This window comes from Stenotrophomonas sp. ZAC14D1_NAIMI4_1, from assembly GCF_003086775.1.
GTDB lineage: Bacteria > Pseudomonadota > Gammaproteobacteria > Xanthomonadales > Xanthomonadaceae > Stenotrophomonas.
The window spans coordinates 3327051-3350534 of sequence record NZ_CP026001.1; the positions used below are offsets into that span (position 1 = coordinate 3327051).

General features: G+C 69.5%; 21 protein-coding genes. 9 read left to right on the forward strand and 12 right to left on the reverse strand.

Annotation, left to right across the window (positions count from 1 at the left end; translation table 11 throughout):
* Window positions 1-3: 3 nt before the first annotated feature.
* Window positions 4-1083: an HDOD domain-containing protein gene (locus C1927_RS15375; RefSeq protein WP_079222726.1), complete on the reverse strand. Its 1080-nt coding sequence runs from the start codon at window positions 1081-1083 to the stop codon at window positions 4-6.
* Between the two features lie 274 nt (window positions 1084-1357).
* On the opposite strand from C1927_RS15375, the gene C1927_RS15380 reads away from it, so the two are divergent.
* Window positions 1358-2455 (forward strand): Glu/Leu/Phe/Val dehydrogenase dimerization domain-containing protein, encoded by a 1098-nt coding sequence (locus C1927_RS15380; RefSeq protein ID WP_079222727.1) that lies wholly within the window; start codon window positions 1358-1360, stop codon window positions 2453-2455.
* 60 nt (window positions 2456-2515) lie between these two features.
* Here the strand turns inward: C1927_RS15380 and C1927_RS15385 are convergent, their stop codons facing one another.
* The gene (locus C1927_RS15385) at window positions 2516-5362 is read right to left on the reverse strand and encodes an autotransporter serine protease (RefSeq protein WP_108747146.1); all 2847 of its coding nucleotides are present in this window, start codon (window positions 5360-5362) and stop codon (window positions 2516-2518) included.
* A gap of 182 nt (window positions 5363-5544) precedes the next feature.
* On the opposite strand from C1927_RS15385, the gene C1927_RS15390 reads away from it, so the two are divergent.
* The 3 genes from C1927_RS15390 to C1927_RS15400 all read left to right on the forward strand — a co-directional run bounded on the left by C1927_RS15390 (window position 5545) and on the right by C1927_RS15400 (window position 7745).
* Window positions 5545-6720, forward strand: coding sequence for a thiolase family protein (locus tag C1927_RS15390; RefSeq protein ID WP_108747147.1), 1176 nt, complete (start codon window positions 5545-5547; stop codon window positions 6718-6720).
* Window positions 6721-6842: 122 nt separating this feature from the next.
* Window positions 6843-7184 (forward strand): hypothetical protein, encoded by a 342-nt coding sequence (locus tag C1927_RS15395; protein ID WP_079222730.1) that lies wholly within the window; start codon window positions 6843-6845, stop codon window positions 7182-7184.
* Window positions 7185-7334: 150 nt separating this feature from the next.
* Entirely contained in the window at window positions 7335-7745 is a 411-nt protein-coding gene (locus C1927_RS15400) for a hypothetical protein (protein ID WP_079222731.1), read from the forward strand.
* Between the two features lie 282 nt (window positions 7746-8027).
* Here C1927_RS15400 and C1927_RS15405 read toward each other — a convergent pair whose 3' ends face one another.
* The gene (locus C1927_RS15405) at window positions 8028-9668 is read right to left on the reverse strand and encodes an acyl-CoA dehydrogenase family protein (protein WP_108747148.1); all 1641 of its coding nucleotides are present in this window, start codon (window positions 9666-9668) and stop codon (window positions 8028-8030) included.
* 113 nt (window positions 9669-9781) lie between these two features.
* Here C1927_RS15405 and C1927_RS15410 point away from each other — a divergent pair, with 113 nt between their 5' ends.
* From C1927_RS15410 to pdeM, 4 genes are read left to right on the forward strand one after another with little or no spacing between them, the layout of a single operon-like run.
* Window positions 9782-10780: a ligase-associated DNA damage response exonuclease gene (locus tag C1927_RS15410; RefSeq protein WP_108747149.1), complete on the forward strand. Its 999-nt coding sequence runs from the start codon at window positions 9782-9784 to the stop codon at window positions 10778-10780.
* Window positions 10777-12384 carry an ATP-dependent DNA ligase gene (locus C1927_RS15415; protein ID WP_108747150.1) on the forward strand — a complete coding sequence of 536 codons (1608 nt, stop codon included), beginning with the start codon at window positions 10777-10779 and terminating at the stop codon, window positions 12382-12384. The genes C1927_RS15410 and C1927_RS15415 overlap by 4 nt, the downstream gene beginning before the upstream one ends.
* A complete protein-coding gene (locus tag C1927_RS15420; protein WP_108747151.1) occupies window positions 12381-14840 on the forward strand; it encodes a ligase-associated DNA damage response DEXH box helicase in 2460 nt (819 codons plus the stop codon). Before C1927_RS15415 ends, C1927_RS15420 begins: the two co-directional genes overlap by 4 nt.
* Entirely contained in the window at window positions 14830-15471 is a 642-nt protein-coding gene (pdeM, locus tag C1927_RS15425; protein ID WP_108747152.1) for a ligase-associated DNA damage response endonuclease PdeM, read from the forward strand. Before C1927_RS15420 ends, pdeM begins: the two co-directional genes overlap by 11 nt.
* Window positions 15472-15498: 27 nt before the next feature.
* On the opposite strand, the gene C1927_RS15430 is transcribed toward pdeM, so the two are convergent.
* From C1927_RS15430 to C1927_RS15465, 8 genes are all read right to left on the reverse strand, one after another.
* On the reverse strand, window positions 15499-15768 hold the full coding sequence (locus tag C1927_RS15430) for a hypothetical protein (RefSeq protein WP_079222737.1): 270 nt from the start codon (window positions 15766-15768) through the stop codon (window positions 15499-15501).
* Window positions 15769-15945: 177 nt separating this feature from the next.
* Window positions 15946-17214 (reverse strand): NAD(P)/FAD-dependent oxidoreductase, encoded by a 1269-nt coding sequence (locus C1927_RS15435; RefSeq protein WP_108747153.1) that lies wholly within the window; start codon window positions 17212-17214, stop codon window positions 15946-15948.
* 82 nt (window positions 17215-17296) lie between these two features.
* Window positions 17297-17503, reverse strand: coding sequence for a cold-shock protein (locus C1927_RS15440; RefSeq protein ID WP_005410590.1), 207 nt, complete (start codon window positions 17501-17503; stop codon window positions 17297-17299).
* Between the two features lie 87 nt (window positions 17504-17590).
* The gene (locus C1927_RS15445; protein WP_079222739.1) at window positions 17591-18337 is read right to left on the reverse strand and encodes an S-methyl-5'-thioinosine phosphorylase; all 747 of its coding nucleotides are present in this window, start codon (window positions 18335-18337) and stop codon (window positions 17591-17593) included.
* A gap of 91 nt (window positions 18338-18428) precedes the next feature.
* Window positions 18429-18983 (reverse strand): hypoxanthine-guanine phosphoribosyltransferase, encoded by a 555-nt coding sequence (locus C1927_RS15450; protein WP_079222740.1) that lies wholly within the window; start codon window positions 18981-18983, stop codon window positions 18429-18431.
* Window positions 18983-19990: a beta-N-acetylhexosaminidase gene (nagZ, locus tag C1927_RS15455; protein ID WP_079222741.1), complete on the reverse strand. Its 1008-nt coding sequence runs from the start codon at window positions 19988-19990 to the stop codon at window positions 18983-18985. Before nagZ ends, C1927_RS15450 begins: the two co-directional genes overlap by 1 nt.
* A gap of 129 nt (window positions 19991-20119) precedes the next feature.
* Complete coding sequence (locus C1927_RS15460; RefSeq protein ID WP_108747154.1) at window positions 20120-20812, reverse strand: DsbA family oxidoreductase; 693 nt, start codon at window positions 20810-20812, stop codon at window positions 20120-20122.
* Between the two features lie 40 nt (window positions 20813-20852).
* The gene (locus C1927_RS15465) at window positions 20853-21338 is read right to left on the reverse strand and encodes a CYTH domain-containing protein (RefSeq protein ID WP_108747155.1); all 486 of its coding nucleotides are present in this window, start codon (window positions 21336-21338) and stop codon (window positions 20853-20855) included.
* Window positions 21339-21430: 92 nt separating this feature from the next.
* Here C1927_RS15465 and C1927_RS15470 point away from each other — a divergent pair, with 92 nt between their 5' ends.
* Window positions 21431-22021, forward strand: coding sequence for a hypothetical protein (locus C1927_RS15470; RefSeq protein WP_108747156.1), 591 nt, complete (start codon window positions 21431-21433; stop codon window positions 22019-22021).
* Window position 22022: 1 nt separating this feature from the next.
* Here C1927_RS15470 and rlmD read toward each other — a convergent pair whose 3' ends face one another.
* Window positions 22023-23357: a 23S rRNA (uracil(1939)-C(5))-methyltransferase RlmD gene (gene rlmD / locus C1927_RS15475; RefSeq protein WP_108747157.1), complete on the reverse strand. Its 1335-nt coding sequence runs from the start codon at window positions 23355-23357 to the stop codon at window positions 22023-22025.
* Window positions 23358-23484: the final 127 nt, after the last annotated feature.

Sequence of the window (23484 nt, forward strand, 5' to 3'; positions counted from 1 at the left end):
CGCTCATGCCCCGGCCTCGCCGTGCGCGTCATGCATGGCCTCGTCGAGGGTTTCCACGTTGCGCCCGTGCAGGCGCCGCCAGATCCAGCGCAGGGCGTGCGGCGGTGCCGAAGGCAGCTGCTCCAGCAGCGCCAGCATGCGCGCCTGGGGGCCGTGGCCGTGCCGGCACAGCAGGCTGGCGGCAGCCGCCGCGCTGCCCAGGCGCAGGCTGTCGGCCAGCGGGCCCTGGGCATCGGCCGCCAGCGCCTGGTGCACCGGTTCGGGCAGGTCCCAGGCCGCGGCCACGCGCTGGGCCAGCGGCAGCGACCAGCGCTGCAGCAGGTCCAGCACCACCTCCGGCGCGACCGTCTCGCCACGTGCCTGCGCTTCCTGCAGCAGCTGGCGCATCACCAGGGCCGCGCCCAGGCCCTGCACCAGGCCCAGCCACTGCGCGGCGAAGGCATCGCCGAAGGTGACCGTGCGCGCATGGTCGGCGGCCGCGCGCGAGGCCAGCAGCGCGTGCTCCCAGATGATCGCGCTGAACTGCGGGAACACCTCGCACTGCACCTGCATGACCGGCTGCACCAGCACGGCACTGATGATCTGCCGCACGCCCTCGGTGCCGACCAGGGTCACCGCCCGCTGCAGGCTGTCCACCGGCCGTTCGTGCACTTTGTAGGCCGGGCTGTTGGCGATGCGCAGCAGGTTGCCGGTCAGCACCGGGTCCTGACCGATGATCGCCGCCATCACCCGGGCCGAGGCCACCTCGTCGTTGACGGTCTGGATCAGCTGCGGCAACAGCTGCGGGCGCCGCGGCAGCTGCCGGGTCGCCCAGTCGCGGTCCTGCAGGGCACGGTCCACCGCGTCGGCCAACGCCGAGGGCTGCCCTTCAGGCAGCTCGCCCACCAGGTGCGGGTACAGCGCCAGCGCATGCAGGCCGCGCTGCAGGTGGGCGGCAATCTCCGCCGGCTGCAGCGCCTCGCCCTGCAGGCTTGCCGCAGCGGCGGCCACGGCCTGCCGCGGTGCCGTGGCCAGCCGCACCGGGTCCGTGCCAGCCCGCCGGGACACCCATTCCACCAGCGATTGCCACCAGGCCGGCCTCATCCGGGTCGGCCCTGTCGTTGCACTGCTGCTGCCACTGACTGCCCCTGCGCGTTCTTCACATCGGCCACCTGCCGTCGACGCTGCATCGGCCGCACTTTCATCTTCTTTAACCCGGACCGCTCGGATCTGCACGGCAGATGCCGGGGGAATGGACTAGAATGGCGCCGCGCGACCCGTCCCCCAGCCATGACGACGTCGCTTTTTTTGTTTTGGGACCCTACCGTTCATTGGCAGTTCGCTGCAGTTCGCCGCTGATCGCGCCATCGGAGACGCCATGCTATTCGAAACCCTCGCCACCACCGGCCACGAACAGGTTGTGTTCTGCCACAACCAGGATGCCGGCCTGAAGGCGATCATCGCCATCCACAACACCACCCTGGGCCCGGCCCTGGGCGGCGTGCGCATGCGCCCCTACGCCAGCACCGACGAGGCGCTGGCCGACGTGCTGCGGCTGAGCCGGACGATGACCTACAAGAATGCACTGGCCGGCCTCAACGTCGGTGGCGGCAAGGCCGTCATCATCGGTGACCCGAAGGTGGACAAGACCGAGGTGCTGTTCCGCGCCTTCGGCCGCTACGTCGATTCGCTGGGCGGTCGCTACATCACCGCCGAGGACGTTGGCACCGACGTCAACGACATGGAAAACATCTACCTGGAAAGCCAGTTCGTGACCGGCGTGCACCAGGTCCACGGTGGCTCGGGCGACCCGGCCCCGTTCACCGCCTATGGCGCGCTGCAGGCGTTGATGGCGTCACTGCGCTTCAAGTTCGGCCACGAGGAAGTGGGCAAGACCAGCATTGCCGTGCAGGGCCTGGGCCACATCGGCATGGAACTGGTGAAGCTGCTGCGCGACCGCGGTGCCAAGCTGTACGTGACCGACCTGGACAGCAGCCTGGTCGATCGCGCGGTCAGTGATTTCGGCGCCGAGGCGGTCAAGCCGGACGAGATCCACGAGGTCAACGCCGACGTGTTCGCACCGTGCGCGCTGGAAAGCGCCATCAACGCCGACACCCTGCCGCGCATCAAGGCCAAGATCATCTGCGGCACCGCCAACAACCAGCTCTCCAGCCTGGAGATCGGCGATGAACTGCATGCGCGCGGCATCCTCTACGCGCCGGACTATGCGGTCAATGCCGGCGGCGTGATGAACGTTTCGCTGGAGATCGACGGCTACAACCGCGAACGCGCGATGCGCCTGATCCGCAGCATCTACCACAACCTCACGCGCATCTTCGAGCTGTCGCAGCGCGAGAACATCGCACCGCAGCGCGCCGCCGACCGCATCGCCGAAGCGCGCATCCTGTCCATCGGCAAGCTGAAGATGCCGCTGGGCCGCAGCACTCCGCGCCTGGGCAACCTGCGCGGCGGTTGATCCACCCGGCAAGGAATACCGGTAGTGCCGGCCAGCGGCCGGCACTCCCAGGCAACCCGATCAGAACGCCGCGCTGTAGCGCAGCGCCACCTGGCGCAGATCGCCGCGCGGACCGAAGCGCTGGTCGTAGCCAAACGCCAGCCGCGTGTTGCGGCTCAACCACGATTCCACCGACACGCCGAACAGGCCACCGGAACGGGTCGGCTGCAGGCCGGCCATCGGTGCCCACGCATCGACGCCGACGAAGCTCGCGTCCGCATCCAGGCCTTGGCTGGACAGCAGCTGCTGCCACTCGGCATAACCGCGCAGCGACCAGCCACGCCATTGCCGTTCGGCGCGCACGCCGGCCAGTGCCTGGCTGCGGCTGCTGCTACCGCCCTGCGTGCGCAGGCCGAAGCCCAGCCCGCCCTGTTCGCTGAAGCGATCGTTGTCCACGCGCGCGTAGTCGGCGCCCACGTAGGGTGTCAGCGCGGCGCGGGCCGAGCCGAAGCGGTAACCGGTCTCCACGCTGGCCATGCTGAAGCTGCCGCCATAGCGCGCATTGACGCCGTACTGGCCGGCCCCCAGCAGCAGCTGGCGGTCGATCTGGCGGGTGAACTGGCCGGCGCCGACCTGCCCCAGTGCGTAGGCGCCGCCACTGCTCCAGCCGGCGTACAGCTGCGCCTGCGATTGCCGGTCACGCCCGCGATCACCGCCCCAGCTGCTGTTGCTGTAGCTGCGCAGTTCGCCGAAGGCAAAGCCCAGCACGCCGTTGCCGCCCATCGCCACGTCCTGGCCCATCATCCAGCCGCGGGTGTCGGTGCCGCTGGCCGAGAAGCTGCCCTGGCCGGCATCGCCCAGCGCGTTCTGCCACGAACCGCCCAGCCGCGGCGCGGCCTGCACCTGGCCGAAGCGGGCTGACAACGCGCGACGGCCCAGGTCGATGCTGTCGAAAGTGGCCGCCGCGGCCAGCGCATGCGCCTTGCCGGACAGGCTGTCCAGGCTGGCCTGCAGGGCTTGGTTGCCGTCCACGCGCTGCAGCGCGGCGGCACCGTCGGCGAAGGAGGACGAGCCGGCGCCAAGATCGAGGCGTTCGAACGCCGACTCCACGCGCAATGCCGATGCCAACGCCGCATCCGATGCGCGCGCCAGGCTGGCGGCCTGGGTCACGTTGATGCGGTCGGTGACCAGCACCACGTTGTCGCTGCCGTAATTCAGCGAGCTCTGCAGCAGGGTGCCCTGCGGCAGGCTGTTGCTGACCCCGTCGAACCTGCCGGTGACACCCTGGCCGGCATGCAGCACGGTCTGGGTGCGGCCATCGGCGGCCACGTAGCCGCTGATGATGCTGGCCACGTGCACGTCACCGCCCTGCAGGGTGGCCGTGCCGGTGATCTCCAGCGGGTTGGAACCCAGCGAGATGCTCAGCCGCGCGCCCGCGCGATGCAGGTAGTTGCCCTCGATGGTGGCCGTGGTGTTGGCGTTGCGCAGGATGACGGTGGCGCCGTTGTCGACGTTGCCCTTGATCCGGCTGGTACCGGTCATGAACTGCAGCGCGGCGGCCTCGGGAACACCGGCCTGCGGCACCACGACCACGTTGGAGGTGATCGACGCACCGTCGCGCAGCGCCAGCGTGCCCTGCTCGATGCGGGTATCGCCGGTGTAGGTATTGGTGCCCGACAGGCCCAGCGCGCCGACGCCCTGCTTGACCAGCCCGCCGCTGCCGCTGATGTCGTTGCTCCAGACCGAATCAAGGCCGGTCTGCGAGACGTTGACCGTGGCATTGCCCCAGTCGAACTTCGCCGGGCCGTTGATGGCCTTGGCGATGTTCAGCAGGCCATAGCCGAAGACGTTGTCCACGCCGGGCGCACCGAGGTCGGTGGCGGTGCCCAGCAGGGTCTGCCGCACCAGGTCGTTGCTGAAGTACGGGTATTTCTGCCACACCAGCGCCGCCGCACCGGATACCAGCGGCGCGGCGAACGAAGTGCCGTAGTTCCACAGCAGCGCGGAGCCGGTCGGGTACTCCGGATTGACGAAGATCGCCGCGCCCGGTGCGGCCAGGCAGTAGCTGGCGGCCACGCCGCAGGCATTGGCATAGCTGGCGCGCTTGCTGGGATCGGTGGAATCGACGGCGGTCACCGCCAGCCAGCCGCGCTCCAGGTCGGCCGCCGGGCGCGAGTTGCCCGGGCCCGCCTGGCTGGGCAGCGCCGCCATGTCGGACGGATCAGCCTTGGCTTCATTGCCGGTGGCAAACACCACCAGGCCGTTGTTGTTGATGATGAAGGGACGGTACTCGGCGGCGATGGGGGCGGTGGCGGCGGCGTTGGTCCAGTACAACCCGCCCCATGAGTTGTTCATGACCTTCACGCCCTGGTTGATCAGGTCCTGATGGACCCCGGCCAGTCCAAGCGCACCATCGACCTCGTTGCCATTGCCCGTGCCATCGTCGGTGGGACGCGTGTCGGAAATGATCCGTGCCGAGACGATCTGCGCATTCGGCGCGATGCCACCGGGCCACGAACCGAACGCCTTGCCCGCCGCCAGCTCGGCAACCGCCGTACCGTGGCCGACCACGTCATCGTTGTTGAGGTTGTTGCTGCGCGGGTCGACGTAGCTGTAGTTGGCCAGCACCCGTCCGCTCAGGGTGGGATGGTTGCGCTGCACGCCCGAATCGACGATGCCGATGCGCACGCCGCTGCCATCCAGCCCCGCGCTGCGCGCCGCGTCGGCCTGGGTGATGGACAGGTGCGCGTTGATGGCCGGTTCGGCCGGCGTGGCCGGTGGCGGTGTCGTCGGCGGTGGCGTGGTGGGGGGCGTGGTCGGTGGAGGATCGACGCGCACGTTGCCGCCGCCACCTCCGCCGCCACATGCCGTCAACGCCACCACCAGTGCCGATCCCAGGATCGACCTTGCCATCGTCGTGCGTTCCATCGATTCCATCCCATGAACGTTGGCCTGCTACCGTCCCTGCAGGCATCAAGGGCTGCCCAGCGGCAGCCATCGCCGACCCTCTATACTTGGGCCGACCCCCACGCAGTCTGCCGGGAAACAGCGCTGCATCCAACAGCCGCCGTCTCCTTTCCGAACATTGCTCACGCATCAACGAGATTGCCATGTCCAACATCGTCATCGCCGCCGCCAAGCGCACCGCCATCGGCTCCTTCCTCGGCCAGTTCAACGGCGTGCCCACCCCGACCCTCGGCGCGGCTGCCATCGCCGCCGCCCTTGAGCAGTCCGGGGTTCCGGCCAGCGACGTTTCCGAAGTCCTGATGGGCTGCGTGCTGCCGGCCAACCTCGGCCAGGCGCCGGCCCGCCAGGCCGCCATCGCTGCCGGCATCCCGCTGTCGGCCGGTGCCACCACGCTGAACAAGGTGTGCGGCTCGGGCATGAAGACCATCATGCTCGGCCATGACCTGATCAAGGCCGGTTCGGCCAAGGTGGTTGTGGCCGGCGGCATGGAGTCGATGTCCAACGCCCCGCACATGCTGCCCAATTCACGCACCGGCAACCGCTTCGGCAACTTCCAGGCGGTGGACCACATGGCCCACGATGGCCTGGTCAACGCCTACGACGGCAAGGCCATGGGTGAGTTCGCCGAATGCGCGGTGGACAAGTACCAGTTCACCCGCGAGGAACAGGACGCCTACGCGATCGAATCGGTGCGCCGTGCCCAGGCCGCACAGGCCAATGGCGCCTTCGCCGGCGAGATCGTCGCGGTGAAGGTCGCCACCCGCAAGGGTGAGGTCGAGTTCGCCACCGACGAGCAGCCGGGCCGTTCGGACATCGCCAAGATCCCGACCCTGCGCCCCGCATTCAAGAAGGACGGCAGCGTCACCGCCGCCAGCTCCTCCAGCATTTCCGACGGCGCCGCCGCCGTGGTCCTGCTGGCCGAGGAAGACGCCGCTGCGCGCGGCATCACCCCGCTGGCGCGCATCGTTGGCCATGCCACCCATTCGCAGGAACCGGAATGGTTCACCACCGCCCCGATCGGCGCGATCCACAGCCTGCTGCAGAAGACCGGCTGGACGCTCGACCAGGTGGACCTGTTCGAGATCAACGAAGCCTTCGCCGTTGTCGCCATGGCGCCGATGCGTGAACTGGGCATCCCGCATGCGAAGATCAACGTGAATGGCGGTGCCTGCGCACTGGGCCATCCGATCGGTGCCTCCGGTGCGCGTCTGGTGGTGACCCTGGTCAACGCCTTGCGCACGCACGGCGGCAAGCGCGGCATTGCCACGCTCTGCATCGGTGGCGGCGAAGCAACGGCTATCGCCATCGAATTGATCTGAAAGGGATTAACGCTGATTTCGCAAAAATGAATGCGGGATCGCTTGACAGCCAAACGTGGCTTGTCATCATGTTGTCGGCGCGCAGTTGCGCGTTGCCTAATTCAACGACGAGGATTCACACAATGAGCATCAACAAGCTGCTGGTCGCTATGTCCCTGGCCCTGGCCCTGGCCGCCTGCTCGAAGCAGGAAGCTGCCCAGGACGCCGCTGCTTCGGCCAACGAAGCCGCCACCGAAGCCCAGGCTGCTGCCGACCAGGCCGCCGCTGCTGGCGCCCAGACCGCCGACGCTGCCCAGCAGGCCGCTGACACCGCCGCCACCGCTGCCGACGCTTCGACCGACGCTGCTGCCCAGGCTGGCGCTGCTGCCACCGACGCTGCTGCCGGCGCTGCTGCCGACGCTGCCAAGGCTGCCGAAGGCACCGCCGAGCAGGCCAAGGACGCTGCTGAAGAAGCCAAGAAGTAATAACTTCTTTCTTCACGCTGTTCTGGAAAAGCCGCTGGTTCGCCAGCGGCTTTTTCTTTGCCTGCTGCAGTGCTGCACGCACCACCACCGGGCCTTCACGAAGGCATGAATAGGCTGGCGTCCCCATCCATTGCAGCACTGGAGCCCGCCATGAAGACCCGTCCGCTGACCACCACCCTGCTGGCCGCCTCCCTGCTGCTGGCACTGGCCGCCTGCAAGGGCCCCGAGGCCGAGCAGGCCAGGCAGGACGCCGCGCAGGCTGCCGACAGCGCCGGCGCCGCCGCACGCGAAGCCGTGGACAAGGCCGCCGCCGCAACCCGCGACGCCGCCGACAAGACGGCCGAAGCGTCCGAGCACGCCGCCGCCGACACCCAGCAGGCGCTGGACAATGCTGCCGACGCCACCGCCAACGCTGCCGACCAGGCCAAGGCCGCTGCCACCGATGCCGCCGCCCACGCCAGCGATGCCACCGCCACGGCCGCGCAGAAGGTCGCCGACAAGGCCAGCGACGTCGCCGCCGACGCCCGCGCCAACGCCGCCAAGGAAGAAGCCAAGCACTGACGCAGCGCAGCGCGCGTTATCCGCAGCCGAGCATGGGCTCGGCTCTACAGGAAAAGCCGCGGCACTGCCGCGGCTTTTCTGCTTTCTGCTTTTCAGTCGATTCCGTGGTGGACGCGCCCGGAAACCGTCCGGGGCCGCGCGGGTGGGTTGCGCAGGGGCGTAAGCGCCATGGATGGCGCGCTCGAGCCTACAAGGACGTATTCACGGCGTCCCCTGCGCAACCCACCCGCGCGGCCCGCTCACGATACAGAGACCACCACGAGGGGCCCCGCCGTTGGCCACCTACTGCGGCAATGCCCGCGCCATCATCGCGCCCACATCCACCCCGCCCGGCAGCGTCCCGAACACCAACCCATGCTCGCCCTGCAGCCGGCTGCGCACGAACACCCCGGCCATCGGGCTGCGCGCCCGCAGCAGCAGCGCCGCCTGCAGCAGCAGCACCGTGCGCTCGCAGAACAGCCGAGCCTGCGATTCATCCGGCGCCGGTGCCGACGCCCAGCGCTGCAGCGCGGCCGCATAACCTGTGTCGCGATCAGCCACCACTTCCAGCTCCGCGCGCAGCGCCCGCATCGCGTCCGGCTCGCGCCCCAGCGCGCGCAGCACGTCCAGGCACTGCACGTTGCCGCTGCCTTCCCAGATCGAATTCAGCGGCGCCTGCCGGTACAGCCGCGGCAGCATCGACTCTTCCACATAGCCGGCACCGCCCAGGCATTCCTGCGCCTCGTTGACGAACGCAGCCGCGCGCTTGCACACCCAGTATTTGCCCAGCGCCGTGCCCAGCCGCGCCAGCGCGGCCTCCTGCGGATCGCTGCCGGCACGATCGACCGCGCGCGCGATACGCATCGCCAGCACCGTGGCCGCCTCCGATTCCAGCGCCAGGTCGGCCAGTACGTTGCCCATCAGCGCGTGCTCCACCAGCGGCTTGCCGAAGGTGCGCCGGTGGCGTGCATGGTGCAGGGCCTGCGCCAGCGCCATGCGCATTTCCGCGGCTGCGCCCAGCATGCAGTCCAGCCGGGTCATCATCACCATGCCGATGATGGTGGCCACGCCCCTGCCCTCCTCGCCCACGCGCCAGGCCTGCGCGCCACAGAACTCCACCTCGCTGGACGCATTGGACCAGTCACCCAGCTTGTCCTTCAGCCGCATCAGGTGGAAGGCGTTGCGATCACCATCAGCCAGCCGCCGCGGCATCAGCAGGCAGGTCAGCCCACCCGGCGCCTGCGCCAGCACCAGGAAGCCATCGGACATCGGCGCCGAGAAGAACCACTTGTGGCCGACCAGGCGATAGCGCTCACCGTCGATGGGCTCGGCGCGCGTGCTGTTGGCGCGCACGTCCGAGCCGCCCTGTTTCTCGGTCATGCCCATGCCCAGGGTGATGCCGGCCTTGTCGGCCACCGGGACGTCGCGCGCGTCGTAGACCGGTGAGGCCGCCTTGCGCGCCCATTCGGCCAGGTGCGGCTGCGACTGCAGCACTGCCACCGCGGCATGGGTCATGGTCAGCGGGCAGCTGGTGCCCGCTTCCGCCTGGTGGTGCAGGTAGCTCAACGCCGCCCGCGCGACGTGCGCGCCGGGCTGCGGCTCGTGCCATGACAGTCCCGCCACGCCATGCTGCTTGGCGGCGTGCATCAGCTGGTGGTACGCCGGGTGGAACTCCACCGTGTCGATGCGATGGCCCTGCGCATCGTGCGTGCGCAGCCGTGGCCGGTCACGGTTGGCATCAAAGCCCAGCTGGTAGAGCTGGTTGCCCGCCAGCGCGCCATACACGCCCAGCCGTGGCGCGAACGCGGCACCGCCTTCGCGCTGCACCGCCTCGGCCAGGGCCACGTCGTCGGTCCATAGATGGCGGCCCGCAAACGGCGGCGGCTGGTTGAGCACCACATGGGTTTCAAAGGGCGCGCTGCTGCTGAAGCTCGGTCCGTTCATCGGTTCCATCCTGCCGGCGAGAGGGCTGCGCGCCGATTGTGCAGCATCGCCCGGCAACCCCGCGTTCAGGCCGGTTCTCGCCCCGTGCACGAGCATCGCGCGACAGTGCAGGCATGGCAGTCAACGACGATCTGGTAGTGCTTCGCCCCGAAGGGCTTTACTGCGCCGCGGGCGATTTCCACATCGACCCGTGGCGGCCGGTGCCGCGCGCGGTCATCACCCACGGCCATGGCGACCACGCGCGGCCCGGCATGGGCGAGTACCACTGCAGCCCGGGCAGTGCGCCGATCCTGCGCTGGCGGCTGGGCGACGTGCCGCTGCAGGTACACGCCGAAGGCCAGCCGTTCACCCTGGGCCAGGTGCAGGTCTCGCTGCATCCGGCCGGCCACGTGCTGGGTTCTTCGCAGGTACGCATCGACGATGGCCGCCAGGTCTGGGTCGCATCGGGCGACTACAAGCGCCAGCCCGACCCCACCTGTGCGCCGTTCGAAGTGGTGCCCTGCGATACGTTCATCACCGAAGCGACCTTCGCCCTGCCGATCTACCGCTGGCCCGATACCACCGAGGTAGCCGCCGAGATCGTGGCGTGGCGCCGCGAATGCGGGCATCGCGGGGAAGCCGCCGTGCTGCTCTGCTATTCGCTGGGCAAGGCGCAGCGGGTGCTGGGCGAACTGCTCGCGCTGGATGACACGCCCGCCTGGCTGCACGGTGCGGTTGCCAATGGCGTGGCGGTGTACCGCGAGGCGGGCATCCCCATGCTGGAAACACTGACGGTGGCCGAGCAGGGCCGCCAGCCGGATGCCGCCGGCAAACTGATCATCGCGCCGCCGTCGGCCGCCGGCACGCCCTGGCTGCGCCGCTTCGGCCGCCACCAGCTCGGTTTCGCCTCGGGCTGGATGCAGCTGCGCGGCAACCGCCGGCGGCGCAATGTAGATCGCGGTTTCGTGGTGTCCGACCACGCCGACTGGCCCGCCCTGCTGCAGACCATCGAACAGACCGGCGCGACCCGCGTGATCGCCACCCATGGCAACACCGATGCGCTGATTCCCTTCCTGCGCGAACGTGGCGTGGCCGCCGAGGCCTTCCGTACCGATTTCGGGAGCGAGGAATGAAGGCCTTCGCCGCGCTCTACCAGCGGCTGGACCGCAGCACGGCCACGCTGGACAAGCGTGCGGCGCTGGTCGACTACTTCGCCCACGCCAACGCGCACGATGCGGCCTGGGCGCTGTACCTGCTCAGTGGCGGCAAGGTCGGTGGCGCGCGCAGGAAGATCGCCGCCAGTGGCGAACTGCGCGCGTGGGTGAGCGGGGAATCGGGGCTGCCGCCATGGCTGGTCGAGGACAGCTACGCGCAGGTGGGCGACCTCGCCGAAACGCTGACCCTGCTGCTGGATGATCCCGCGCAGCGCGCCCCCGACCGCCCGCTGGCCGACTGGATCGAACAGCATCTGCTGGCCGTGGCCAACCAGCCCGAGGACGTGCGTCGCGCCGCCGTGGTGGCCGGCTGGCGGCAGCTGCCCGCCCGCGAGCGCCTGGTGTTCAACAAGCTGCTGACCGGCGCGCTGCGCGTGGGCGTATCGCAACGGCTGGTGCAGCAGGCCCTGGCCGAATGGTCGGGGCTGGACATCGCCCGCATCGCCCAGCGCATGCTCGGTGAGTGGGTGCCCTCGCCCGGCCTGCTGGCGCAGCTGCTGTCGCCGGAGGAGTTGCCGCTGGACCGCCAGCAGCCCTATCCGTTCTTCCTGGCGTCACCGCTGGAAGGCGAACCGGGCGAACGCCTGGGCGCGATCGAGGACTGGCTGCTGGAATGGAAGTGGGATGGCATCCGCCTGCAACTGCTGTGCCGGCAGGGCGAAGTGGCGCTGTGGTCGCGCGGCGAGGAGCGGCTGGATGGGCGCTTCCCCGAGATCGAACAGGCTGCAGCGGCGCTCCCCGATGGCTGCGTGATCGATGGCGAATTGCTGGCGTGGGATGAGGCCGACGATGCGCCGCGCGCATTCACCGCGCTGCAGACGCGCATCCAGCGCCGCAAGCCCGGTGCGGCAACGCTGCGTAACACGCCGGTGCGCGTGCTCGCCTACGACCTGCTGGAACGCGATGGCCAGGATCTGCGCGAACAGCCGCTGCGGCAGCGGCGCGCACAGTTGGCCGAACTGATCGGTGCACTCGGCGATACGCGCATCCAGCTGTCGCCCGACGTACACGCCGACGACTGGACGCACGCCGCGCAGCTGCGCGAAGCATCGCGCGAACGCGGTGTCGAAGGGCTGATGCTCAAGCGCCGTGATTCGATCTACCAGGCCGGGCGCCGCCGCGGCGACTGGTGGAAGTGGAAGGTCGAGCCGCTGACCATCGACGCCGTGCTGCTGTACGCGCAGGCCGGCCACGGGCGGCGCAGCACGCTGTACACCGATTACACCTTCGGCGTCTGGGACGGCGACACCCTGGTGCCGGTGGCCAAGGCTTACTCCGGGCTGGACGACAAGGAGATCCTGGCGCTGGACCGCTGGATCCGTGCCAATACCCGCGAACGCTTCGGCCCGGTGCGCAGCGTGCGCGGCGAGCAGGTGTTCGAGCTTGGCTTCGAGGCGGTCAACCGCAGCACGCGGCACAAGTCCGGCATTGCCGTGCGCTTCCCGCGCATCCTGCGCTGGCGCCACGACAAGCCGGCCAGCGAAGCGGACCAGCTGGCGACCCTGCAGGCACTGGCGCGATGAAGCGTGGTGACGCGCTGCAGCGGCTGCAGGCCTGGTTCGAACACCGTGGCTGGAAGCCGCTGCCGTTCCAGCGCGCGATGTGGCGCCATTACCTGGCGGGCAGCTCGGGCCTGCTGCACACCCCCACCGGCAGCGGCAAGACCCTGGCGATGTTCGGTGGCCCGCTGCTGCAGGCCATGATCGATCCGCCGCCTGCGCCGCCGCGGGCAAATGCTGTGCGCCCGCTGCAGGTGCTGTGGGTGACGCCGCTGCGGGCGCTGGCCAGCGACACCGCCCGCGCCCTGCAGGCGCCCATCGAGGGCCTCGGGCTGGGCTGGAAGGTCGGCCTGCGCAGTGGCGATGCCAGCAGCCGCGACCGCCGCCTCGCCCGCGAAGGCCGCATCGACGTGCTGGTCACCACGCCCGAATCGCTGGCCCTGCTGCTCAGTTACCCCGACACCCTGGAACGCATGCGCCAGCTGCGCTGCGTGGTGGTGGACGAGTGGCACGAGCTGATGGGCAACAAGCGCGGCGTGCTGCTGCAGTTGAACCTCGCGCTGCTGCGCGAGACCGCGCCGGCACTGCAGCTGTGGGGCCTGTCGGCAACGCTGGGCAACCTGCAGCAGGCGCGCGATGTGCTGCTGCCGGGGATGCCCGACGCGGTGCGGGTGGAAGGTGCACGGCAGCGACCGGTGGCGATCAGCAGCCTGCTGCCTTCCAGCGGCGAACGCTTCCCGTGGGCCGGGCACCTCGGCCTGGGCCAGTTGTCGCGCGTGCTCGATGCGCTGATGGCCGCGCGCAGCAGCCTGCTGTTCACCAACACGCGCGCGCAGGCCGAGCTGTGGCACCAGGCGCTTGCCGCAGTCTGGCCGGAAGATCCGCAGACACTGGCCCTGCACCATGGCTCGCTCGATCCCACGCTGCGCCAGCAGGTGGAAGACGGCCTGCGTACCGGCACCCTGCGCTGCGTGGTGGCCACGTCCAGCCTGGACCTGGGCGTGGATTTCCCCGAAGTGGACCAGGTGCTGCAGCTGGGCAGCCCCAAGGGCGTGGCCCGCCTGCGCCAGCGCGCAGGACGCGCACGGCATCGGCCCGGCGCGAGCGGCAGCGTGCTGTGCGTGCCCACCCACGCGTTGGAGCTGGCCGAGTACGCAGCCGTGCGCCGGGCGCTGCGCGAGGGCATCACCGAACCGCGCACGCCGCCCAGGCTGTCGCTGGATGTGCTGGCCCAGCACGCGGTCAGCTGCGCACTGGCGGGCGGCTTCCAGGCCGATGCCCTGCTCGCGCAGGTGCGCCGCACGGATGCCTTCGCCGCGCTGCAGGACGCGCAGTGGCAGGCCGTGCTCGAGTTCATCGTGCAGGGCGGGCGCGCCCTCGCGCAGTACCCCGAGTACCGCAAGGTGGTGCTGGACGACGATGGCCGGTACCGCATGCATGATCGCCGCCAGGCACTGCGCCACCGCCTGTCGATCGGCACCATCAGCAGCGATGGCAGCGTGCGCGTGCAGTTCCTGCGTGGCGGCGGGCTGGGCGCGGTGGAAGAACAGTTCGCCAGCCGCCTGCGCCGCGGCGACCGCTTCCAGTTTGCCGGACGCCTGCTGGAGCTGGTTCAACTGCGCGACATGACCGCGTACGTGCGCCTGGCGCGTGGCAGCGGCAGTGGCGTGGTGCCGCGCTGGCAGGGCGGCCAGCTGCCACTGTCGATGGCGCTGGGCCTCGAACTTGAAGCGGTCCTGTCCGGTGCCGATGCCAGCGCCGAGGCGCGCTGGCTGGCGCCGCTGCTTGGCCTGCAGGCATCGCTCTCGGAACGACCCGCGCCGTCGCGGCTGCTGCTGGAAGATGTGCGCCGTCGCGAAGGCCAGTTCCTGTTCGTCTACCCCTTCGCCGGCCGCCACGTGCACGAGGCGCTGGCGGCGTTGCTGTCGCTGCGCTGCACGCGCCGGCAACGCAACAGCATCGGCTATGCGGTCAACGACCATGGCCTGGTGCTGGCACCGGCGGAAACCATCGACCTCGATGCAGCGGCATGGCAGGCGCTGTTCGATCCGGCCGACCTGCTCGACGATCTGCGCGCAGCAGTGAACCTGGGCGAGCTGGCACGACGGCAGTTCCGCGGCATCGCACGCGTGGCCGGCCTGCTGGTGCCGAGCCTGCCCGGCGGCGTGCCGCGTTCGCTGCGCCAGCTGCAGGCCTCGGCGGGCCTGCTCTACGACGTGCTGCGCGAACATGACCCCGGCCACGTGCTGCTGGCCCAAGCCGAACAGGAAGTCCTCACCGATGCACTCGACCTGCCTGGCCTGCAGCAGGCGCTGCAGCGCATCGCCACGCAGGTAGTGTCACTGCAGCGGCCGCCCACGCTGACCCCGCTGGGCTTTCCGCTGTGGGCCGAGCGCCTGCGGGGGCAGTTCAGCAACGAGGACTGGCGCACGCGCGTGCAGCGCGCGGCACAGCAGCTGGAGCGCCGCCATGGCCACTGAACTGCCGGTGCAGCTGGGCGGTGAGCCGATGTGCCTGCTCGGCCCGCGCGCGTTGTGGTGGCCGGCACGACAGGCGTTGCTGATCGCCGACCTGCACCTGGGCAAGGCCGACGTGTTCCGGCGCGCCGGCATTGCCCTGCCCAGCGGCGGCACCGAAGACGACCTGCAGCGCCTGCAGGCGCTGGTACAGCAGCAGGCGTGCCGCGAACTGTGGATCCTCGGCGACATCCTGCACGGGCCGGCGCACCGCGCGGCATGGCATCGGCAATGGCTGGGCTGGCGCGAGCAGCACGCCGCGCTGGACGTACACGTGGTGCGCGGCAACCATGATCGGCAGCTACCGCACGCCGCGCTGCAGGTGCAGATCCACGACGACCTGCGGCTGGGACCGTTCCTGCTCTGTCACGAGCCGCGGCAGGATGCGCAGGCCCACGTGATTGCCGGCCACGTGCATCCACAGGTGGCCCTGCCCGCACTTCGGCGGCGCTTTCCTGCCTTCTGGCTGCGGCAGGCACAGACGGTGCTGCCGGCGTTCTCGGCATTCACCGCCGGCGTGGTGCCAGCGCGGCAACGCGGCGAACAGTGGATCGCCTGCGTGGAAGACCAACTGGTCCCGCTGCCCGTGCGTTGATGACGGGCGGGTGCAACGGCGCTCCGGTCAGGCCGGGCGCGCGAGCAGTTCCGGCATCACCCGGAAATCAGCGCTGCGCTCGCTGCTGCGGCGTGGCAAGGCCTGGATGGCGACCAGCATTTCCCGCGCGCAGGTACGGATGCGCGCGTGGTGCGCCGGTGCCGAATGGCTGATCAGGCTGCCCACATGGAACTCGAACACATCTTCCAGGACGTCGGGCTGGTCCTCGTGCAGCATCTGCAGCAGGCCCCTCAGCTTGCAGATTTCCGATTCCAGCTCATCGACCGCGAACAACATGGCATCCTCCTCGAATACTGCGGCGCATCCGGGCCGCAACAGGCCGCGACGGCGGTGCCGCCCGGCCACGCGCGATGTTCGATCACGGAAAGGAAAACGGGCGACGCGCCAATGGCGTGCTCCCCTCTTCTCGCATATCCGGGGTGAGGTGTTCGTTAATTGCCGTGACGGCGCGGTTCACGCACGCAGCGGAATCGCGCCCACCGGCGGGCTCGCCGGCGCCTGTGAAAGCGCCTCGATGAAGGCCGGATCCAGCGCCATCGCACCGAACCAGCCGTGCTGGGTGCCGCTGAGCACGCGCAGCATGTGGCCACGTCCACCGGGCATGCGACCCATCGGCCCGAGCAGCACATCGCGCGCCTTGGCCCATACATCGCGCTCGGACTGGAACAACGGCGTCAGCCAGCGGCTCCAGCGCTGGTAGACCGCCACGTGCGCGCGGCGCTGCGCCTGGTAGGCCTGCAGCGCGAATGCGCCGCCACCGTGCGTGCGCAGCGCATCGCGCAGGGCCAGCGCATCCAGCAGCGCCATGTTCACGCCCTGCCCCAGCTGCGGGCTCATGGCATGGGCGGCATCGCCGGCCAGCACCAGCCGGTCCTGGTGCCAGCGCTTCATCACCGCATCGCGGTAGACCGCGCGCGCCAGCTGGCCCGGCTCCTGCAGGTGGGCGAAGCGCGCACTGGCCTGCGGCCACAGCGCATGCAGTTCCTCCAGCCATGGGGCCATGCCATCGGCCTGCCAGCGCTCGAAGTCGGCACGCGGCAGGCTCCAGAAGAAACTCAGGCGCGGCGTGCCGTCACCCGGGCGGGTGCCGACCGGCAGCAGGCCGATCATCTTGCGCGCGGCCACGTAGCGCTGGCGAAGCTCGTTCGCATGCGGCCAGTCTTCCGCGGGCAGCAGGCACCACAGCGCGCCCCACGGGTAGACCCGGTCCAGGCCGATGCCTTCCTCGACGCCGCCGCGCAGCGTGGACGCCGCGCCATCGGCGGCCACCACCAGATCGAACGGCCCGTGCTGGCGCCCCTCGCTGTCACGCAGCCGCCCCTGCACGGCATCCACCGAAACAATGGTGGTGCCGACATGCAGCTGGCCTTCGCCGGCGCGGGCCTGGTCCAGCAGCGAGAACAGCGCCCCGCGCTGCATGCCCAGGCCATGCAGGCGCACATCCAGCCCGGCATAGCCCATGTCCATCACCGCGCGCTCGCACGGCGTATCGCCATACAGCCGGTGCACCGGTGCCGCATGCGCGCGCACCTCGTCCAGCAGGCCCATCTGCCACAGCACCTGCAGGCCGCTGGGTTGCAGCAGGAAGCCGGCCCCCACCGGGCCGGGCGTCGGCACCCGTTCGAAGATCTCCACCTCGTGGCCATCACGGGTGAGCAGGATGGCCAATGCCTGGCCGGCGGTGCCGTAGCCGATCACGGCGATGCGCAGTCGTTCCGTCATGCCCGCATTGTGCCCGCCAGCCGATGCCGTGCGCAAAAAAAAACCCCGCCGTAGCGGGGTTTTCAACGCACTGTCGAGTGGATCACTCGGCCGGCGTGATGTTCGAAGCCTGCGCACCCTTCGGGCCCTGGGTCACGTCATAGGTGACACGCTGGCCTTCCTGCAGGCTGCGGAAGCCCTTGGAGTTGATGGCGGAGAAGTGCGCGAACACGTCGGCGCTGCCATCCTCCGGCGAGATGAAGCCAAATCCCTTGGCGTCGTTGAACCACTTGACGGTACCGTTCGGCATGTTAATGCGAGACCTTTGCAATGAATGGGTGGTGTACGCTGAACCCGCGTACCGGCTGAGTATGCAAAGCTTGCCCGAGGATGACAATCACCCCCGCGCCAATTCGCCGACCAGTTCCGGAAGTCCGTTGCTGGCGGCCTGCACGTTGGCCAGTACTTCGGCCATGGTGATCTCCTCGCCGTCGCCACAGCCTGCGGCCCAGTTCGCCACGATCGCCAGGCAGGCGTAATCCAGCCCCAGCTCCCGTGCCAGCGCGGCTTCCGGCATGCCGGTCATGCCCACCAGGTCGCAGCCGTCGCGGCGCATGCGGGCGATTTCGGCGATGGTTTCCAGCCGCGGGCCCTGGGTGGCGCCATAGCAGCCGCCGTCGTGCACCTTCACGCCGGTCACCTTCGCCGCCGCCAGGATCTTGCTGCGCAGCATCGGCGTGTAGGGGTGGCCGAAGTCCACGTGCACCACGTCGGTGCCCTCTTCCTCGCAGATGGTGCTGATCCGGCCCCAGGTGTAGTCGATGATCTGGTCCGGGCAGGCCAGCACGCGCGGGCCGAAATCGTCACCGATGCCGCCGACCGTGTTCAGCGCCAGCACCCGCTGCGCACCGATCTGCTGCAGCGCGGCCAGGTTGGCGCGGTAGTTGATCTTGTGCGGCGGCAGCGAATGGCCCTCGCCATGGCGCGCCAGGAAGGCCACGCGGTTGCCCAGCAGCGTGCCCACGCGCACCGGGCCGGACGGACGGCCGAAACGGGTTTCGACCTCGTGCGTCTGCACGTCGTCGAGCTTGGCCAGGTTGTAGACACCGGTGCCGCCAATCACGGCCAGGGCGATCTGTTGCATGCAATGCACTCCAGGAAAAGACAAACGCCGGCACCCGAAGATGCCGGCGCGGGACAGGACAGGACAAGGACAGGCCGCGAACGGCCAGCCCTTATTCCTTCATCGCGTAGATGGCCGGCACGCAGCGCAGGGTTTCGTTGACGTCCATGCCGAAGCCGAAGACATAACGGTCCGGCAGTTCGATGCCCGCGTAGTCAGCGGTGACGTCCGGCAGGCCACGGTCGTGCTTCTTCACCGTCATCGCGGCGATGCGCACGTCGGTGGCGCCCTGTTCCAGGCACCAGGTGCGCACGCCCTGCAGGGTGTAGCCCTCGTCGAGGATGTCATCGACCAGCAGCACGCGGCGGCCGAACAGCGCGGTGGCCGGCTTGTGCTTCCAGACCAGGTCGCCGCCGGTGGTTTCACCGCGGTAACGGGTGGCATGCAGGTAATCGAACTGCACGTCCTGGCCGCGCGCGCCCAGTTCCAGCGCCAGCTGGCCGGCGAACGGCAGCGCACCGTGCATGATGGACAGGAACAGCGGGACCTCGCCCTCGTAGTCGCGTGCGATCGCGTCGGCGATGCTGGCGATGGCCTTGTCGATGGTGGGACGGTCGACCAGCAGGTCGGCCTGGGCCAGGGCCTGGGAAATGGTGAGGTTCGGCATCAGACGGTTCTTCCAAGGGTGTGGAGCAAACGGGATTGGGTGTCGCCATGGCGGGCATCGGCCAGCAGGCCATCCCAGCCAAGCGCGCCGCGGCCCAGCAGGCCCAGCAGCGCGGCGGTATTGAGTGAACGCCCCTGCACGGCCTGCAGGGCTTCGTCGACCAGTTCGGGGTGGCAGACCAGCACCACATCGCAGCCGGCATCCAGGTGCGCGTGCACGCGCGCCGGCACGCCACCGGCGCTGTGCGAAGCAGCCATGCCGATGTCGTCGGAGAACACCACGCCACGGAAGCCGAGCTCGCCGCGCAGGATGTCCTGGATCCAGCGCGGCGAATAGCCGGCCGGTTCCGCTGCCACCTGCGGGTAGATCACGTGCGCCATCATCACCGCGTCGGCCCCGGCGGCAATGCCGGCACTGAACGGGACCAGGTCCTGCGCGCGCAGCTCATCCAGCCCGCGCGGGTCGATGGCGGTATCGACGTGGGTGTCTTCCAGCACGGTGCCGTGGCCGGGGAAATGCTTGAGGGTGGCGCCCATGCCGGCCGCGTGCATGCCACGCACGTAGGCCGCGGTGAACGCGGCCACCACCTGCGGGTCTTCGCTGAAGGCGCGGTTGCCGATGGCACGGTTGCCACGGCCGAGGTCGACCACCGGGGCGAAACTGAGGTCCAGGCCGCTTGCGCGCACTTCGCTGGCCATCAGCCAGCCGTGCTGTTCGGCCAGGGCCAGCGCCTGCTGCGGATCGCTGGCGTACTGCGCGCCGATGTCCTGCAGCGGCGGCAGGTCGCTGTAACCCTCGCGGAAGCGCTGTACGCGGCCGCCTTCCTGGTCCACGCAGATCAGCTGCGGGCGCGGGGCGGCCGCGCGGATGGCCGCGCTCAGATCGGTCACCTGCTGGCGCGAGGCGAAGTTGCGCTTGAACAGCACCACCCCGGCCACGGCATCGTGCTGCAGCCACTCGCGTTCCTGGGCGGTCAGTTCAGTGCCGGCAACGCCGATCAGCAGCATGGTCGATCTCCACTACGGGCGCCCGCATGGCGCAGTGCCGCATTGTCGCAGAACCAGCCGGCAGGCGCAGTGTTCAGGGCAAACGGAGGTTGGGGTCGGATCCCCGCAGGGGCTCCGACCCCAGCCCGCTCAGACGGCGCAGCCGTCCGGGCCGCAGGCTTCGTCACCGGCCGCGGCGGCGGGCGCACCCTGCTCGGCGGCGATCTGGCGCAGCGCGTTGGCGAACGCTTCGGGCGGCTGTGCACCGGAAATGGCCCAGCGGCCGTCGATGACGAAGGTCGGCACCGAGGAGATGCCCAGTGCGTGCGCCTGGGCCAGCTTGGCCTCGACCTCGGCCAGGCCACGGTCGGAGGCCAGCATCTGGGCGATTTCGGCGCCGTCGAGGCCGCCGGCCACGCCGGCCTTCACCAGCACGGCGGTGTCGGCCAGGTTCTGGCCATGTTCGAAGTGCGCGCGGAACAGGGCCTCGCCCACCGCGTCCTGCACGCCCTGTTCGCCGGCCAGCCACAGCACCCGGTGCGCCGGCAGCGTGGTCACCCGCACCTGGCCCTGGCTGAAGTCCATTGGCAGGCCTTCGGCGCGTGCGGTGGTCTGGGTCTGGCCCAGGATCTGCTCGGCGCGCTCGGCACCGCCGAACTTGGCGGCGTAGGCCTGGCGCAGCGGGACCGGGGTGTCCCCGGCATCCGGATCCAGCTGGAACGGCTGCCACTGGATGTCGAGTTCAGGCGCATCGGCGCCCAGCAACTGCACACCCTGCTCGAATCGATGCTTGCCGATCCAGCACCAGGGGCAGACCACGTCGGAGTAGATATCGATCTTCATGCAGGTGACATGGGGACCGCTGCGGACGAAAAAAGGGGGTTCACCACTGTGAATAGGGGTGACTGGCCAAGGCGACGTTGTAGTAGCGGGTGTCGTCGGTCACTTCGGCACCGGCCCAGTCCGGCAGGTCGATGGCCTGGTCGGCGCTGTCCAGCTCGACTTCGGCCACCACCAGCCCGGCGTTGTCGCCGAGGAACTCGTCCACTTCCCAGATCAGGCCGGCGTGCTCGACCAGGTGCCGGCGCTTGTCGACCAGCCCGCCCACGCACAGCGCCAGCAGCGCCCGCGCATCCTCCACCGGAATCGGATAATCGAACTCCTGGCGGGTGTGGCCGATCGTGCGCGACTTCAGGTTCAGCGCGGCGTGGTCGCCTTCGATGCGCACCCGCACCGAGGCGTTCTGGGTGCCGCGGTCAAGCGAGCCCATGTCGTTGATGTAGCCTTGCGCCATCGGGATCACCCGGTGCGCGGCGGCACGCCAACCGTCGTGGGTGACGAGGAATTTGCGTTCGATTTCAATGCCCATGCGGCCATTATGCGCGATGCCTGTGACCAGCCCGGTACCCGGCGCGGTGCGGCCACCTACAATGGCGCTCCCTCCTGCATGGATGCCGGTCGATGCGCCGTCTGTTGCTGCTGTTGTGCTGCCCACCCGCACTGGCCCTGGCCGCCTCCGCGCCCGACCTGCAACAGGTGCAGGCCGCATTGGCTTCGGAGATGGAGGCCGGACTGCAGGGCAGGAGCACGGGCAGCCAGATCGCCGCCGCGATGTTCGCACCGCGCTTGAACGCGCTGCCCTGGTGCATACCGGCCGGGGACGGCGCCGTCGATTGCAGCGTGGGCTACGAGCGTGGCATGGACCAGCGCCATCGGATGATGCGGCTGGCGCCGCAGGGCGATGGCTGGCGGCTGCAGTCAACGCGCCTGCAGGCACCGCAGCCGCCGTTGGCAGAACTGGCCCCGCAGCTGCAGGCCCGCATCGAGGAAGCGATCGCGACCGGTGCCGATGCCTCGGAACGCGAAGCGCTGCGCGCCGATTTCAATGGCATGCGCCTGGCCGGCGTGGACGGCTGCGACCTGGCCCAGGCCAGCGGCCAGCTGCAGTGCGACCTGCTGCTGGCCTTCGACAGTGGCCATGATGGGCAGATGACGCTGGGCCTGCAGCGGATCGGCGACCAGTGGCGCCTGGACCCGCTGCCGGCCGGGTGACTCAGCGCTTCTCGAACACCGCGATGCTTTCCACATGCGCGGTGTGCGGGAACATGTCCATGGCGCCGGCGCTGACCAGGGTGAACCCCTGTTCGTTGACCAGATAGCCGGCATCGCGGGCCAGCGAGCCCGGGTGGCAGCTGACGTAGACGATGCGCTTGAACTGCTTCAGCGGCAGCTGCTGCAGCACTTCGATGGCGCCCGAACGCGGCGGGTCCAGCAGCAGCTTGTCGAAGCCCTGGCGCATCCACGCGGTGCTGCGCTGGTCCTGGGTCAGGTCGGCGCTGAAGAACTGGGCGTTGGCCAGGCCGTTGCGCTCCGCGTTTTCACGGGCACGCGCGACCAGGCCGGCATCGCCTTCCACGCCCACCACTTCGCGCACGCGGCGGGCCAGCGGCAGGGTGAAGTTGCCCAGGCCGCAGAACAGGTCCAGTACGCGCTCGTCCTCGCCCGGCTCCAGCAGGTCCAGGGCGTGGGCGATCATCTTCTCGTTAAGCTTGGCGTTGACCTGGATGAAGTCCAGCGGGCGGAACGCCAGCTCGACATCCCACGGCGCCAGCCGGAACGACAGCGGCACGCCCTGCCCGTCCAGCGGCTGCACGGTGTCCACGCCGCCGGACTGCAGGTAGATCACGAAGCCATGCTGCTGGCCGAAGGCGGCCCAGGCCGCACGGTCGGCATCGCTGAGCGGCTGCAGGTGGCGCACGGTCAGGACCACGGCCTGGTCGCCAGCGATGAACTCGATCTGCGGGATGTCGCGTTTGCCATCCAGCGACTCGATGAAAGTCGACAGCGCCTCGACCTTGGTGCCGATCTCCGGGATCACGGTCAGGCACTGGCTGAGATCAGCCACGAAGCGCGGATCCTGCTCGCGGAAGCCGACCAGGGTCTTGTCCTTCTTCTCCACGCGGCGCACCGAGAACCGGCCCTTGCGGCGGTAGCCCCAGCTTTCGCCGACCAGCGGCGGCAGCACGGCGCCCGGCTTCACGTGGCCGATGCGCTCGAGGTTGTCCATCAGCACGCGCTGCTTGGCGACGATCTGCTGGTCTTCGTCCAGATGCTGCAGCACGCAGCCCGCGCAGGTGCCGAAATGCGGGCACTTGGGGGTTACCCGCTGCGGCGAGGGCTGCAGCACCTCGACGGTGCGCGCCTCGTCGAAATGACGGCTGCGGGCGGTCTGTTCAGCCATCACCACTTCGCCCGGCAGGGCGCCACTGACGAAGGTGACCTTGCCGCCCTCGCCTTCACGGCGGGCGACGCCACGACCATCATGGCTGAGGTCGAGGATCTCGGTCTGGAACGGAGTACGGTCGATGCGGGAGCGGGATCGGGCCACGTGGCAACAGGCTGCGGGCAAAAATGGGTGCGTATTGTCGCAGATCCGGGACGCGGGGGCCCGATGGCCGCTTGCGCCCGCCGCTCCCGTGATTGATGATGGACGCAGCTGACATGGAGGCAGCCCT